Source organism: Micromonospora endophytica (genome assembly GCF_003236305.1).
GTDB lineage: Bacteria > Actinomycetota > Actinomycetes > Mycobacteriales > Micromonosporaceae > Micromonospora > Micromonospora endophytica.
The window spans coordinates 1-13,992 of record NZ_POTX01000166.1 but is presented as its reverse complement, the minus strand read 5'-3'; the positions used below and the strand labels follow the sequence as shown (position 1 = coordinate 13,992).

9 protein-coding genes are annotated in these 13,992 nt (G+C 72.7%); 3 read left to right on the top strand and 6 right to left on the bottom strand.

The window, feature by feature from the left end; all coding sequences use genetic code 11:
• Positions 1 to 3 precede the first annotated feature (3 nt).
• Positions 4 to 2,838, bottom strand: coding sequence for a leucine--tRNA ligase (gene leuS, locus C1I93_RS21185; RefSeq protein WP_111245049.1), 2,835 nt, complete (start codon positions 2,836 to 2,838; stop codon positions 4 to 6).
• A gap of 534 nt (positions 2,839 to 3,372) precedes the next feature.
• Here leuS and C1I93_RS21180 point away from each other — a divergent pair.
• Genes C1I93_RS21180 through C1I93_RS21170 form a run of 3 tightly spaced genes read left to right on the top strand, consistent with a single transcriptional unit; the run spans position 3,373 to position 8,219 of the window.
• Positions 3,373 to 4,428: an AAA family ATPase gene (locus C1I93_RS21180; RefSeq protein ID WP_111245048.1), complete on the top strand. Its 1,056-nt coding sequence runs from the start codon at positions 3,373 to 3,375 to the stop codon at positions 4,426 to 4,428.
• Between the two features lies 1 nt (position 4,429).
• Positions 4,430 to 5,728 (top strand): DUF58 domain-containing protein, encoded by a 1,299-nt coding sequence (locus C1I93_RS21175; protein WP_111245047.1) that lies wholly within the window; start codon positions 4,430 to 4,432, stop codon positions 5,726 to 5,728.
• 16 nt (positions 5,729 to 5,744) lie between these two features.
• Entirely contained in the window at positions 5,745 to 8,219 is a 2,475-nt protein-coding gene (locus C1I93_RS21170; RefSeq protein WP_111245046.1) for a transglutaminase TgpA family protein, read from the top strand.
• Between the two features lie 177 nt (positions 8,220 to 8,396).
• On the opposite strand, the gene C1I93_RS21165 is transcribed toward C1I93_RS21170, so the two are convergent.
• The 5 genes from C1I93_RS21165 to C1I93_RS21145 all read right to left on the bottom strand — a co-directional run.
• On the bottom strand, positions 8,397 to 8,792 hold the full coding sequence (locus C1I93_RS21165; RefSeq protein WP_111245045.1) for an SCO2097 family morphological protein: 396 nt from the start codon (positions 8,790 to 8,792) through the stop codon (positions 8,397 to 8,399).
• Positions 8,793 to 8,907: 115 nt separating this feature from the next.
• Positions 8,908 to 10,167: a DNA polymerase IV gene (locus tag C1I93_RS21160; protein WP_111245044.1), complete on the bottom strand. Its 1,260-nt coding sequence runs from the start codon at positions 10,165 to 10,167 to the stop codon at positions 8,908 to 8,910.
• Positions 10,168 to 10,205: 38 nt separating this feature from the next.
• Positions 10,206 to 11,480 carry an alkaline phosphatase family protein gene (locus C1I93_RS21155; RefSeq protein WP_111245043.1) on the bottom strand — a complete coding sequence of 425 codons (1,275 nt, stop codon included), beginning with the start codon at positions 11,478 to 11,480 and terminating at the stop codon, positions 10,206 to 10,208.
• Positions 11,477 to 12,241: a methyltransferase domain-containing protein gene (locus C1I93_RS21150; protein WP_111245042.1), complete on the bottom strand. Its 765-nt coding sequence runs from the start codon at positions 12,239 to 12,241 to the stop codon at positions 11,477 to 11,479. Before C1I93_RS21150 ends, C1I93_RS21155 begins: the two co-directional genes overlap by 4 nt.
• A gap of 35 nt (positions 12,242 to 12,276) precedes the next feature.
• A partial coding sequence (locus C1I93_RS21145; RefSeq protein ID WP_258378316.1) for a helix-hairpin-helix domain-containing protein occupies positions 12,277 to 13,992 on the bottom strand: 1,716 nt, incomplete at its 5' end.

Below are 13,992 nucleotides of genomic sequence, written 5' to 3'. Positions count from 1 at the left end.
GGGTTACAGGACGATGGAGACCATGCGGGCGGGGATGACGATGACCTTGCGGGGGTCCTTGCCGGCCAGGACGGTGGCCACTGCGGCCAGCGCCTGGGCGCGGACGGTCTCCTCGGTCGCGTCGGCGGGCAGTTCGATGCGGCCGCGGACCTTGCCGTTGACCTGCACCGGGTAGGTGACCGTCTCGGCCACCAGCAGGGCCGGGTCGGCGACCGGGAAGTCGGCGTAGGTCAGTGAGCTGTCGTGGCCCAGCCGCCGCCACAATTCCTCGGCGATGTGCGGGGCGACCGGGGACAGCATCAGCACCAGCGGCTCGGCCACCTCGCGGGGGGTCCGGTTCAGCCGGGTCACCGCGTTGGTCAGCTCGATCAGCTTGGCGATCGCGGTGTTGAACCGGATCCCGGCCATGTCGCCCCGGACCCCGTCGATCACCTTGTGCAGCAGCCGCCGGGTCGCCTCGTCGGCCGGTTCGTCGACCACCCGCGACTCGCCGGTCTGCTCGTCGACGACGGCCCGCCAGACCCGTTGCAGGAAGCGGTACGAGCCGACCACCGCCCGGGTCTCCCACGGGCGGGACACCTCCAGCGGGCCCATCGACATCTCGTACACCCGGAACGTGTCGGCGCCGTACGCGGCGCACATCTCGTCCGGGGTGACCACGTTCTTCAGGGACTTGCCCATCTTGCCGTACTCGCGGTTGACCTGGACGTCGCCCAGGAAGAAGCCGCCGTCACGTTCGACGACCTCTTCGGCCGGCACGTACGCGCCCCGGGCGTCGGTGTACGCGTACGCCTGGATGTAGCCCTGGTTGAACAGCTTGCGGAACGGCTCGAAGCTGGACACGTGCCCCAGGTCGTACAGCACCTTGTGCCAGAAGCGGGCGTACAGCAGGTGCAGCACGGCGTGCTCGGCCCCGCCGACGTACAGGTCCACGCCGCCGCAGTCGCCCTCGCCGCGCGGTCCCATCCAGTACCGTTCGGTGTCCGCGTCGACGAACCGATCGCCGTTGGTCGGGTCCAGGTAGCGCAGCTCGTACCAGCAGGAGCCGGCCCACTGCGGCATCACGTTGGTCTCCCGGGTGTAGCGCTTCGGCCCGTCACCCAGGTCCAGCTCCACCTCGACCCAGTCCCGGCGGCGCGACAGCGGCGTCTCCGGGTCGCTGTCGGCGTCGGTCGGGTCGAAGGTGCGCGGGGAGAAGTCGTCCACCTCGGGCAGTTCGACCGGCAGCATCTCCTCGGGCAGCGCGATGGCGGTGCCGTCGGCGTCGTAGACGATCGGGAACGGCTCGCCCCAGTAGCGCTGCCGGCTGAACAGCCAGTCCCGCAGCCGGTAGGTGGTCGCGCCCTGCCCGGCGCCGTTGGCCTCCAGCCACTCGATGATCCGGGCCTTGGCGTCGGCCACCCCCAGGCCGTCCAGGTCCAGGCCGCGTTCGGGCGCGGCGCTGTTGATGGCCGGGCCGTCGCCGGTGTACGCCTTGCCGTCGAAGCCCTCCGGCGGCGCCACGGTGCGGACGATCGGCAGCTCGAACAGCTCGGCGAAGTCCCAGTCCCGCTCGTCCTGGGCCGGCACCGCCATGATCGCGCCGGTGCCGTAACCGGCCAGCACGTAGTCGGCGATGAAGATCGGGATCTGCGCGCCGGTGACCGGGTTCGTGGCGTACGCGCCGACGAAGACGCCGGTCTTCTCCTTGGTGTCGGCCTGCCGCTCGACGTCGGTCTTGGCCGCCGCCGCCTTGCGGTACGCCTCGACGGCCGCCCGGGGGCTGGCGTGCCCGCCGGTCCAGGCGTCCCTGGTCCCCTCCGGCCAGGCGGCCGGCGTCAGCGCGTCGACCAGCTCGTGTTCGGGGGCCAGCACCATGTAGGTGGCGCCGAAGATGGTGTCCGGTCGGGTCGTGAACACCCGCACGGGCGCGGCACTGGTCGGGAAGTCGACGTGTGCGCCGGTGGAGCGGCCGATCCAGTTGCGCTGCATCAGCTTGATCGGCTCGGGCCAGTCCAGCGTGTCCAGGTCGTCCAGCAGCCGGTCACCGTACGCGGTGATCCGCATCATCCACTGCTTCAGGTTGCGCTTGAAGACCGGGAAGTTGCCCCGCTCGGACCGGCCGTCGGCGGTGACCTCCTCGTTGGCCAGCACCGTGCCCAGCCCGGGGCACCAGTTCACCGGCGCCTGCGACACGTACGCCAGGCGGTGGTCGTCGACGATCTGGCGACGGTCGGCCGCCGACAGGTCGGCCCACGGGCGACCGTCGGGGGTGGGCCGGCTGCCGGCAGCGAACTCGGCGATCAGCTCACTGATCGGGCGGGCCCGCCCGGCCTCGCGGTCGTACCAGGAATTGAAGATCTGCAGGAAGATCCACTGCGTCCAGCGGTAGAAGTCGGTGTCGATGGTGGCCACCGAACGCCGCTGGTCGTGGGCCAGCCCCAGCCGGCGCAGCTGCTCCCGGTACCGCTCGATGTTGGCCTCGGTGGTGGTCCGCGGGTGGGTGCCGGTCTGCACCGCGTACTGCTCGGCGGGCAGGCCGAACGCGTCGAAGCCCATCGCGTGCAGCACGTTACGCCCGGCCATCCGCTGGTAGCGGGCGAAGCAGTCGGTGCCGATGTAGCCCAGTGGGTGCCCCACGTGCAGGCCCGCGCCGGACGGGTACGGGAACATGTCCAGCACGTACAGCTTCTCGGCGCCGGAGCGCGGGTGAGCCGGGTCGGCCAGCGGACCGGACGGGTTGGGCGCGTGGAAGGTGCCTTCCCGTTCCCAGACGTCCTGCCAGCGGCGCTCGATCTCGTCGGCCAGCGTCGCGGTGTAGCGGAAGCGTGGGGTGTCGCTGGTGGCTGCCTCGGTCATGGCCTTCTCCTCGCGTCGCTCGGCGGAGTCTGTCCGTGCTGGCTGGTTCCGTGTCTCGTTGCTTCGGCGGCCCGCCGCGACCGGCGGCGGACAAGCGGCCAGCGGCGGACACGAAAAAGCCCCTCACGCAGGAGGGGCCGCCGTGCTGTCGCGCCTTCAGCGCCTCAGCACGGCCCGATAAGAAGCAGGAAGACTCCGGCCATGTCGGCAGTGTACCGCCACCCCCGGCACGGCCGCCGCGCGCCGTCCACGAGCGGACCGCGGGCGTGAACCTTTCCGAGGTTTTTCGCGTACGGAGAGTGGGGCGTGATGTCAGCGGGCATTACCCGGAAACACCGTGAACATGCGTCCCGGGATTGACAAATCGCTGCGTAACCGCTCAAACACCTGCGGCGGTCGGCGTTGGCGACAAACATGGTTAGCCTGAGAGGCCAGTGAGATTGCTGCGGCAGACGAGGCTCGCACGTCGCGAACCCAACGGCGGGGCCAGGTGCTCTTTTCAGAGCTGCCGTGACGGCGACGAGGAGGAGGCCCGTGACACAACAGACCTGGGACGAAGTTGGCGGACTGCTACCGCACGACGAGTTCCGCGCCGCCAGTGACGCAATCGTGGCCAACATCGAACAGGTCATCGAGGGTAAGACCGCCACCGTGCGGTTGGCCCTGGCCGTCCTGCTCGCCGAGGGACACCTGCTCATCGAGGACGTACCCGGAGTAGGCAAGACCAAACTGGCCAAGGCCCTCGCCCGGTCCATCGACTGCTCGGTGCGCCGGATCCAGTTCACCCCCGACCTGCTGCCCAGCGACGTCACCGGGGTCAGCGTCTACAACCAGGAGACGCACGACTTCGAGTTCCGTCCCGGTGCCGTCTTCGCCAACCTGGTGGTCGGTGACGAGATCAACCGGGCCTCGCCGAAGACCCAGTCCGCGCTGCTGGAGTGCATGGAGGAACGGCAGGTCACCGTCGACGGGGTGACCTACCAACTGCAGACCCCGTTCATGGTGATCGCGACGCAGAACCCGATCGAGATGGAGGGGACGTACCCGCTGCCGGAGGCGCAGCGCGACCGGTTCACCGCCCGGATCGCCATGGGGTACCCGGACCCGACCGCCGAGCTGGCCATGCTCGACGGCCACGGCGCGGTGGACCCGCTGCCGGCGCTGCGGCCGGTCTCCGACGCCGAGACCGTCCGCCGGCTGATCGGGCACGTCCGGCAGGTGCACGTCGCCGACGCGGTCAAGCAGTACGCCATCGACCTGGTCACCGCCACCCGAGAGTCGCCCGACCTGCGGTTGGGCGCGTCCCCTCGGTGCACGCTGCAAATGCTGCGCACCGCCCGTGCGGTGGCCGCCCTCGACGGGCGCGACTACGTGCTGCCGGACGATCTCCAGGTGCTGGCCGTACCGGTGCTCGCGCACCGGCTCATCCCGACCGCCGACGCCCAGCTCGCCAGGCGTACCACCGACGCGATCATCGCCGACCTGGTGCACCGACTGCCACTGCCGCACGACCGCCAGCGCGCGCCGTACGACAGTCGGCCGCCGGCCACCGGCAACGGCCGGGCACCGTTCGAGCCGCGGAGGCCGTGACGTGCGTGACGGGCTGCGCGGGCTGACCACCCGCGGCCGGTCCTTCCTGGCCGCCGGGTTGGCGGCGGCCGTTTCCGCCGGCATCCTCGGCGAGAAGGATCTGCTGCGGGTGGCGGTGCTGCTGGCGGTGCTGCCGCTGCTCGCCGCGCTCTACGTCGGGCGCAGCCGCTACAAGCTGGCCTGTCACCGGTCGCTGGAGCCGCACCGGGTGCCGGTCGGGGCCAGCGCCCGGATGGTGCTGCGGTTGCAGAACATGTCCCGACTGCCCACCGGCACCCTGCTGCTGGAGGACCGGCTGCCGTACGCGCTGGGCAGCCGCCCCCGGGTGGTGCTGGAGCGGCTCGGCGCGCACCAGGCCAGTTCGGTGGCGTACACCGTGCGGGCCGAGGTCCGCGGCCGGTACGAGGTGGGGCCGCTGGTGGTGCGGATGACCGACCCGTTCGGGCTCTGCGAACTCACCCGCGCCTTTCCCGGCACCGACCGGCTGACGGTGGTGCCGCAGGTGGTGCCGCTGCCGTCGGTCCGGCTCCCCGGCGAGTACGCCGGCAGCGGCGAGAGCCGGGCCCGGTCGGTCGCGGTGCACGGCGAGGACGACGCGGCGACTCGCGAGTACCGGCGCGGCGACGACCTGCGCCGGGTGCACTGGAAGTCCACCGCACGTACCGGCGAGCTGATGGTGCGGCGCGAGGAGCAACCCTGGGAGAGCCGGGCCACGATCCTGTTGGACACCCGGGCGTACGGCCACCGGGGTGACGGCCCGACGGCCAGCTTCGAGTGGGCGGTGTCGGCCGCCGCCAGCATCGCCACGCACCTGCGCCAGGCCGGCTACAAGCTGCGGCTGGTGACCGGTTCCGGCGCCGACCTCGACGCTGGTGAGGGCGCCGGCGACGGGCTGCTGCTCGATCACCTCGCCGAGGTCCGGCTGGACCAACGCGTCGAGATCACCACACTGATCCAGCACGTCCGGCAGCGGGCCGACGGCGGTCTGATCATCGGCCTGTTCGGCTCGCTGAGCACCGCCGAGGCCGAACTACTCGCCGGGTTGCGGGCCAACGGCGCCACCTGCGTGTGTTTCCTGCTGGACAGCTCCGCCTGGCTCAACCTGCCGGCGCACGCCCGCGCCGAGGCTGACCAGGCGCACGACACGGCGGCGCTGGCCCTGCTCCAGTCCGGCTGGCGGGTGATCGGCGTCGACCACGCTGGCCGGCTGCCCGCCCTCTGGCCGCAGGCGGGCCGGGGCTCCCAGGGGTTCGCCCTCCGTGCGGCGATGGCCGAGACGGTGGCGGGCACCGTGCGATGAACGGAAGGTCCCCCTCATGATCGCCCATCGGAATCTGGGCCTGGTGGCCGCCGCCGCGACGCTGCTCGCCGCCGCGCCGCTGTCGGCCATCTTCGAACGCTGGACGTGGCTGATCCAGGCCGTCATCGCGGTGGCCGCGGTGGCCGCCGCGGCGGCGCTGGCCCGGCTCGGCCGGACCCCGGTCTGGGCTCAGGTGCTGGCCATGCTGGGTGGTCTCACGCTCGCCCTGACCTGGCTGTTCCCCAGCGGCGACGAACTGCTGGCGGTGCTGCCCACCCCGGCCACCTTCGGCAACTTCGCCGATCTGCTCACCGGCTCGGCCGAGGACATGCGCACGCTGAGCGTCAAGGTTCCGGACACCGATTCGCTGCTGTTCGTCACGGTGCTCGGCGTGGGCGGGGTGGCGGTGCTGGTGGACGTGCTCTGCGTCGGGCTGCGCCGACCCGCCCTGGCCGGGTTGCCGATGCTGGCCATCTACTCGGTGCCGGTGGCGGTCTACGTGGACAGCGTGCCCCCGCTGCCGTTCGCGATAGGTGCCGCCGGTTTCCTCTGGCTGCTGGTCACCGACAACGTGGACCGGGTCCGCCGGTTCGGCAGGCGGTTCACCGGCGACGGCCGCGACGTCGACGTCTGGGAGGCGTCGCCGCTGGCCGCCGCGGGACGACGGTTGGCTGTCGTCGGTCTCGCGTTGGCCGTGCTGGTGCCGCTGGCCGTGCCGGGGATGACCGCCGGCCTGATGACCAGCCTGAACCCCGGCGTGGGTGCCGGCCTCGGCGGTTCGGGGCTGGGTGGCGCCCCGGGTCGGGTCGACCTCTTCGCCGCGCTCAGCGGACGACTCAACCAGTCCCAGGTGACCGACCTGGTGAAGGTCACCACCACCGAGGAGGAGCCGTTCTACCTGCGCTTCGGGGTCGCCGACGACCTGCGCGGGGACGGCTTCCGGGTACGCGGACCCAACGGTCAGCGGGTCACCGGTGCCCTGCCCGACCCGGGGCCGTCACGACCCGGCATCGAACGCACCCGGCACCAGGCCACCATCGAGGTGAGCCGCGACCTGGACATGCGACTGCTGCCGGTCTACGCCGAGCCGGTGGACTTCGCCGACCTCGGCAACAGCTGGTTCTACGACCCGAACCTCCAGGTCGTCTTCTCCAACCGGGAGAACTCGCGGGGTCGGACGTACTCCTTCGACTACGTACGGTCGACGTACACCCCGCAGGCGTTGCGTACGGCGCAGCCGCTGCCGGCCGATCTGCCGCTACGCCGGCAGCAGACCGTGACCCCCGACGTGCCTCAGGTTCGCGAGCTGGTGGCGGAGCTGACCGAGGGCAAGCGGACCGAGTACGACAAGGTGCGTGCCCTTTACGAGTACTTCTCCGAGGACAACGGCTTCACGTACCAGCTGAACACCGAGGAGGGCACCAGCGGCGAGCAGATCCTCGACTTCCTGGAGAACAAGGCCGGCTTCTGCCAGCAGTACGCCGCGGCGCTGGCCTGGATGGTCCGGGACGCGGGCATCCCGGCCCGGGTCGCCTTCGGTTTCACCAACGGCAACCGGCGCACCGGTGACACCTTCACCCTGACCAACCGGAACCTGCACGCCTGGACGGAGGTCTACTTCGACCAGATGGGCTGGGTGCCGTTCGACGCCACCCCGAGCTACGGCGTGCCCGGCTCCACCCGCTCGGCCTGGGCGCCGGACACCGACGCTCCGGAGGAGTCGACGCCGCAGACCGACACGGCAGACACGCCCGACGAGACCGACACCGCGAACGGCCCGGACGACCGGGGATCAAACCAGGTCGAGGAGGGCAACGACCCGGCCGCCGTCGCCAACGACGGCACGCCTACCCAGTCTGCGCCGATCTGGCCCTGGCTGACCGCCGCCGGCGTCTTGGCGCTGCTCGCCCTGCTCGCCGTTCCCGCGTTGCGTCGGCTCGCCCTGCGCCGGCGGCGGGGCCAACCGGCACCGGCGGTGCGGACGGTGGGCGCTCCGGAGGCGGATGCCGCCGGCACGGGCCAGCCGGTCGTGGTGGTCGGTGCCGATCCGGACCGGGCGCGGGCGGACGCGCACTCGGCCTGGGACGAACTGATCGACACCCTTGTCGACTACCGGGTCCGGGTGGACCAGACGGAGACGCCCCGGGCGACCGCCGACCGGCTGGCCACGGAGCCGTTGCACGCCGACACCGACGCCGCCACGGCGGCCCGGCTGCTCGGCCGGGCCGAGGAGCGGGCCCGCTACGCGCGGGACCCGTTGACCGGCGAACCTCTGCCGGCGGCCCTGAGTACGGTGCGTGCGGCGCTGGCCGGGCAGGCGAACCGGCGTACCCGGCTGATGGCCACCGTGCTGCCGCCGTCGGTGCTGCACCGGTGGCGGGCCACCGTGGCGGACACTTCCGCCCGGTTGGTGGCCTCCGGTGGACGGCTACGGTACCGGCTGCTGCGGTTCAGCCCCCGTCGGCTGATCGCCCACCGCGCCGGGCGCTGAGGCGCGCCGGGCGCTGAGGCACGCCGGGAGGAAGGTACGACGAACGGGCCGGCGGTGGGAGATCCCCACCGCCGGCCCAGGTCGTTTCTGCCGGAACCGACGCGGCCGTCTCAGCGGTCGGCGCAGGCAGGCAGGGGCTATGGAGGCGAAGTCCGCCTCAGCACCGACGGAACGCGGTCAGCGGTGGCCCTCCGGGCGCTGCCGCCACCGGTCCTCCAGCCGGTCGATCAGCCCCGGCCGTCGCCCGGACCGGCCCCGGGAGCGGCGACGACTCGCCGTGCCCCCGACGACGTGCAGGTCGGGTGACTGCGCCCGGCGATGCGACTGCACCGCAAAGGCGGCCGAGGCCAGCATGACGACGAATCCCGCCACCGCCAGCGGCGGAGTCTTGATCACCGCGCCATAGACCAACAACGCCAGGCCAACGACGATCACACCGGCAGCGACGAGCAGGCGACGCCGCGCGTGGAAACGCGGATCGCTGGCGCGCACGGCCGAGGCGAATTTGGGGTCCTCGGCAAGCGACCGCTCGATCTGCTCGAACAGCCGCTGCTCGTGCTCCGAGAGCGGCACGGCACTCCTCCCCGGTCACGTTGGTCGGTCCGGTCGGACCGACAGACCGTGGCAGCCAACCGGCTGCTTACCCGCAAGTCTACGAGGGCCCTCGCGCGTCGGAAAGCGGGACGACCTATGGCCGGGTCGGATTTTCGTTTTGACGCGGATCGCGCCCGGTGAGCAGACTAGCCGGTCCTATGACGGACCGCCCGAAACGGGCAGCCGCGGCGTCGGCTGCGGCCTCCGCCTCCCGCCAGCCGCGCTCCGGCGCGCCGAGGGTGAGCTGCCGGGGTGTCTCCTGCGCCGCGCTGAGCCCCTCCGTGCGGACGCCGAGCAGGCGGATCCGCTCACCGGGGTGCAGAGCTGTGAAGAGGGACCAGGACGTGTCGAATATCTCTCGGGCGACATCGGTGGGCACATCGAGGGTGCGGGCGCGGGTGACGGTGCGGAAGTCGGCCATCCGCACCTTCACCGACACCGTCCGCCCCACCTGCCCGGCGGCCCGCAGCCGGGTGCCGACCTTCTCGGCCAGGGCGAGCAGCGTACGACGGATCTCGTCCGGGTCGTCGACATCCACGTCGAAGGTGACCTCCGCGCCCATCGACTTCTCCGCCTGATCGGGGCTGACCCGGCGCGGGTCCCGCCCCGCGGCCAGCTCATGCAGGTGCGCCGCGGCCGCCTCACCCAGCGCGGTACGCAGCATGCCGACCGGTGCCGCCGCGAGGTCACCGACCGTGCGCAGGCCGAGCCGCAGCAGGGCCTGCTCGGAACGCTCCCCCACCCCCCACAGGGCGGCGACCGGCAGCGGATGGAGGAACTCCAGCACCTGGGCGGCCGGCACCACGAGCAGGCCGTCGGGCTTGGCCCGGGTCGACCCGAGCTTGGCCACGAACTTGGTCGGCCCGACCCCCACCGAGCAGGTCAGCCCCTGCTCCGCCGCGACCCGCTCGCGGATGCGACGGGCTATCGCCGCGGGTCGACCGAACAGCCGCCGGGCGCCGGCGACGTCGAGGAACGCCTCGTCCAGTGAGAGCGGCTCGACGAGCGGGGTGACGTCCCGGAAGATCTGCATGACCGCCCGCGAGGCGGCCGAGTAGCGGGCGAAGTCCGGCGGGAGGAAGATCGCGTGCGGGCAGAGGGCCCGGGCCCGCATGGTGGGCATCGCGCTGCGTACGCCGTACCGCCGGGCCTCGTAGCTGGCGGAGCTGACCACCCCGCGCGGGCCGACCCCGCCGACCACGACGGCCCGTCCCCGCAACTCCGGCCGGTGCCGCACCTCCACCGAGGCGTAGAAGGCGTCCATGTCGACGTGCAGGATCGGGCAGCCGGTGTCGTCGGCGTCCGGCCCGAACCGGGGATCACCACCCCGGGGAATCGACTGGCTGCGGCCCACCCGGGCAGGTTAGCGCCCGCTACCGACACCGCGGCCGGTCAACCCCGCACCACCAGCAGCGGAATGGTCATCTCGGCCGCCGTGTCCGCCCCGTGCAGCGCCACCAGCCGGGACACCCCCGGGCTCTCCGACCGGCTGGCCAGCACCGCGTACGTGTCGTTGCAGACCACCACCACGTCACCGACCCGGCCCAGATGCTCCTCGGGCACCGGCCCGAACCAGCCGGTCGCCACCGCCTCGTCGCGGGTGAACACCCGGGCGGCCGCCCCCAGCACCGCCGACCAGGCGGCCACCACGTCGGCGGTGGCGCCCGGCGCGACGTGCAGGTAGCGCACCCGGGGCTCGCCCGCGACGACCCGGATCCCGGCGGTCAGCGCAGGGTCGGTGTCCAGGTCGAACCGGTGCCCGGACGGCACGTTCAGCTGCCCGTGGTCGGCGGTGACCAGCAGCGCCGCGTCCGGTGGCAGGTCGTCCACCAGGCGGCTCAGCAGCATGTCCACCTCGGCCACCGCCGTCCGCCAGGGCAGCGAGTCCACGCCGCTGAGGTGGCCGTGCCGGTCGACGTCCGGGTGGTAGCCGGAGACCAGGGTGGGGCCGGTGCCGGCGACAAGTGCCGCGCGCATCCTCGTGGCCAGCTCGTCGATGCCTGTCGCGCCCCGGTAGTCGCCGCCCCGATTCGCCGCCAGGGTCAGCCCCGTCCCGCCGAACTCCGGCCGGCTGACCACTGTCACCGCCACCCCGGCGGCCCGGGCCCGCTCCAGCTGGGTGGTGACCGGCTGCCAGCGCAGCGGCGACGGGTCATCGGCCCACTCGGTGTGGTTGAGCACCCGGTCGGTGCCCGGCACCCGCAGGGTGAAGCCGAGCACGCCGTGCGCGCCGGGCGCGGCCCCGGTGCCCAGGGTGACCAGACTGGTCGGGGTGGTGGAGGGGAAGCCGCAGGTCAGTGGCCGCCCGGTGGTGGCGGTCAGCCCGGCCAGAGTGGGCGCGTGCGGCGCCGCCGTCGGGATCTGGTGCCAGCCGAGCCCATCCACCAGCAGCACCGCGATCCGGCGTACGCCTGCCAGTTCGGCGCCCAACCCGAGCAGGTCGGCACCGCCGGGCACACCGAGCACGGCAAGCACGCTCGGCAACACGTCAACCAACCCGCCACTGCCATAGTTCGGCGCCACAGGTGTAAGGAGGGGCCCCCTGTTAACGCCTGGTGTAGAGGAGGGGCCCCCTTTTAACACCGGCTGCCGCGCGGCGGGCAGCGGATGTGCGCCGGGCAGCGGATGCGCGGTGGGCAGCGGATGCGCGGCGGGCTGGTCGGTCATCGCGGGCGGCGGGCGAAGAGGTGCAGTTGGGCGGCCACGTCCCGCCAGGGCGGTCGGGCGGCGAGGGTACGTTCCAACTCGACAAGGGCCGCCGGCTGGCCGTCCGCCACCGCCGCCGGAAGCAGGTCGGCGAGGACGCGTACGCCGTGGATCTCCTCGACGGTTAGCCCGGCGGCGGTGAGCAGCGCGGCGGCGCTCTCGGCGTCGAACCGCCGGCGCAGGGTGTCCCGGGGGCCGGCGCTGCCCTCGGCGTCGGCGGCCAGGGTCGCGGCCACGTCGAGGTGACCGTTCATCGCCCGGCCGAGCACCGCGGCAGCCCGCCCGGCGACCAGCACACTCGCCGCGCCACCCGGCCGCAGGGCACCGGCCAGCGCGGAGACCACGGGTGCCGGGTCGTCGACGACCTCCAGCACCGCGTGACAGAGCACCAGGTCGACGCTTGCCGGCTCGACCAGCCCGGTAAGCGCGTCACCGTCGCCCTGGATCGCGCGTACCCGCTCGGCCACCCCGGCCTCGGCGGCCCGGCGGCTGAGCGCGGCGAGCGCGTCCGGGCTGGCGTCGACAACGGTGACCCGGTGCCCGGCCCGGGCCAGCGGCACCGCGAAGCCGCCGGTGCCACCACCCACGTCGAGCACGGTCAGCTCGACGGCGGGCCGGCGCTCCAGCTCGGCGGTGAGCACCGACCAGACCACGGCGGTACGAGGGGTCAGCGGCGGACCGGACGGGTGCAGGGTCTGTTCCACCCGGTCGAGCCTAGTCAGAACCGTCCGAACCGCCAGGGGCCCCCACCCGACGATCAGCGGAAGTCACGGGAGGCGGGGCTGACCGGCGGTTCGATCGCGTCCAGCCGGTCGGCGACCAGGTTGACCACCCCCTCGTGCCGCTGCAACCGGCCACGCACCACGAGCGCCGCGCTGGTGCGGGCCACCCGCCGGTACCGCTGCCACAGCCCCGGTGAACAGGTGACGTTGAGCATGCCGGTCTCGTCCTCCAGGTTGAGGAAGGTGACTCCGCCCGCCGTCGCCGGACGCTGCCGGTGGGTGACGATCCCACCGACCCGAATCCGCCGACCAGGCTCGACCCGGCCCAACCTGTCGATCGGCACCGCGTCCAGCGCGTCCAGTTGCGGACGGACGAACCGGGCCGGATGGTTCTCCGGGGAGAGCCCGGTGGCCCACACGTCGGCGACCAGCCGATCCACAGCCGCCATCCCGGGCAGGGTGGGGGCCGTCGCGCCGGTCACCGTGCCGGGCAGCCGATCCGGTCGGTCCTGCGCCGCCGCGCCGGCCGCCCAGAGCGCCTGCCGCCGGGTCAGCCCGAAACAGGCGAAGGCGTCCGCGGTGGCCAGCGCCTCCAGCTGCGCGGCGGTCAGCCCGGTCCGCCGGGCGAGATCCGGCAGGTCACGGTACGGCCCGTGCGCCGCCCGGTCGGCCTCGATCCGCTCGGCCACACCCTCGCCGAGGGTACGCACACTGGACAGCCCGAGCCGTACGGCCGGTCCACCCAGCCCCCAGGCATGCGGCGGCTCCCCCGGCCGGCTGCCCCACCGGGTGTCCGGGGTGGACTCCAGCACCGGTTTCGCGCCGCTGGCGTTGACGTCCGGCCGGCGTACCTCCACCCCGTGCCGGCGGGCGTCGTCGACAAGTGTCTGCGGTGAGTAGAAACCCATCGGCTGGGCGCTGAGCAGCGCGGCCAGGAACGGTCCGGGATGGTAGCGCTTGAGCCAGGAGCTGGCGTACACCAGATAGGCGAAGCTCATCGCGTGGCTCTCCGGGAAGCCGTAGCTGGCGAAGGCGGTCAGCTTGCGGTAGACGTCGTCGGCCAGCTCACCGGTGATGCCGCGCGCGGCCATGCCGGCGTAGAGCCGGTCGGCGATCTTCGTCATCCGCTGCACCGACCGCTTGGCGCCCATCGCCCGGCGCAACTGGTCGGCCTCGGCCGCGTCGAAGCCGGCCAGGTCGATGGCGAGCTGCATCAACTGCTCCTGGAACAGCGGCACACCGAGGGTCTTCTCCAGCGCGTTGCGCATCAGCGGGTGGGCGTAGGTCACCGGCTCCTGCCCGTTGCGGCGCCGGATGTACGGGTGCACCGAGCCGCCCTGGATCGGGCCGGGCCGGATCAGCGCCACCTCGACCACCAGGTCGTAGAACTCGCGGGGCTTCAGCCGGGGCAGGGTGGCCATCTGCGCCCGGCTCTCCACCTGGAACACCCCTACCGAGTCGGCCCGGCAGAGCATGTCGTACACCTCGGGGTCGTCAAGCGTCATGTCGCCGAGATCCAGGCTCATCCCGATCATGTCGTAGCCGTGGTGCAGCGCCGACAGCATGCCGAGGCCGAGCAGGTCGAACTTGACCAGGCCGACGGCGGCGCAGTCGTCCTTGTCCCACTGGAGCACGCTGCGGCCGGGCATCCGGCCCCACTCCACCGGGCAGACCTCGATCACCGGCCGGTCGCAGATCACCATGCCGCCGGAGTGGATGCCCAGGTGCCGGGGGAAGCCCGCCCACCTCCC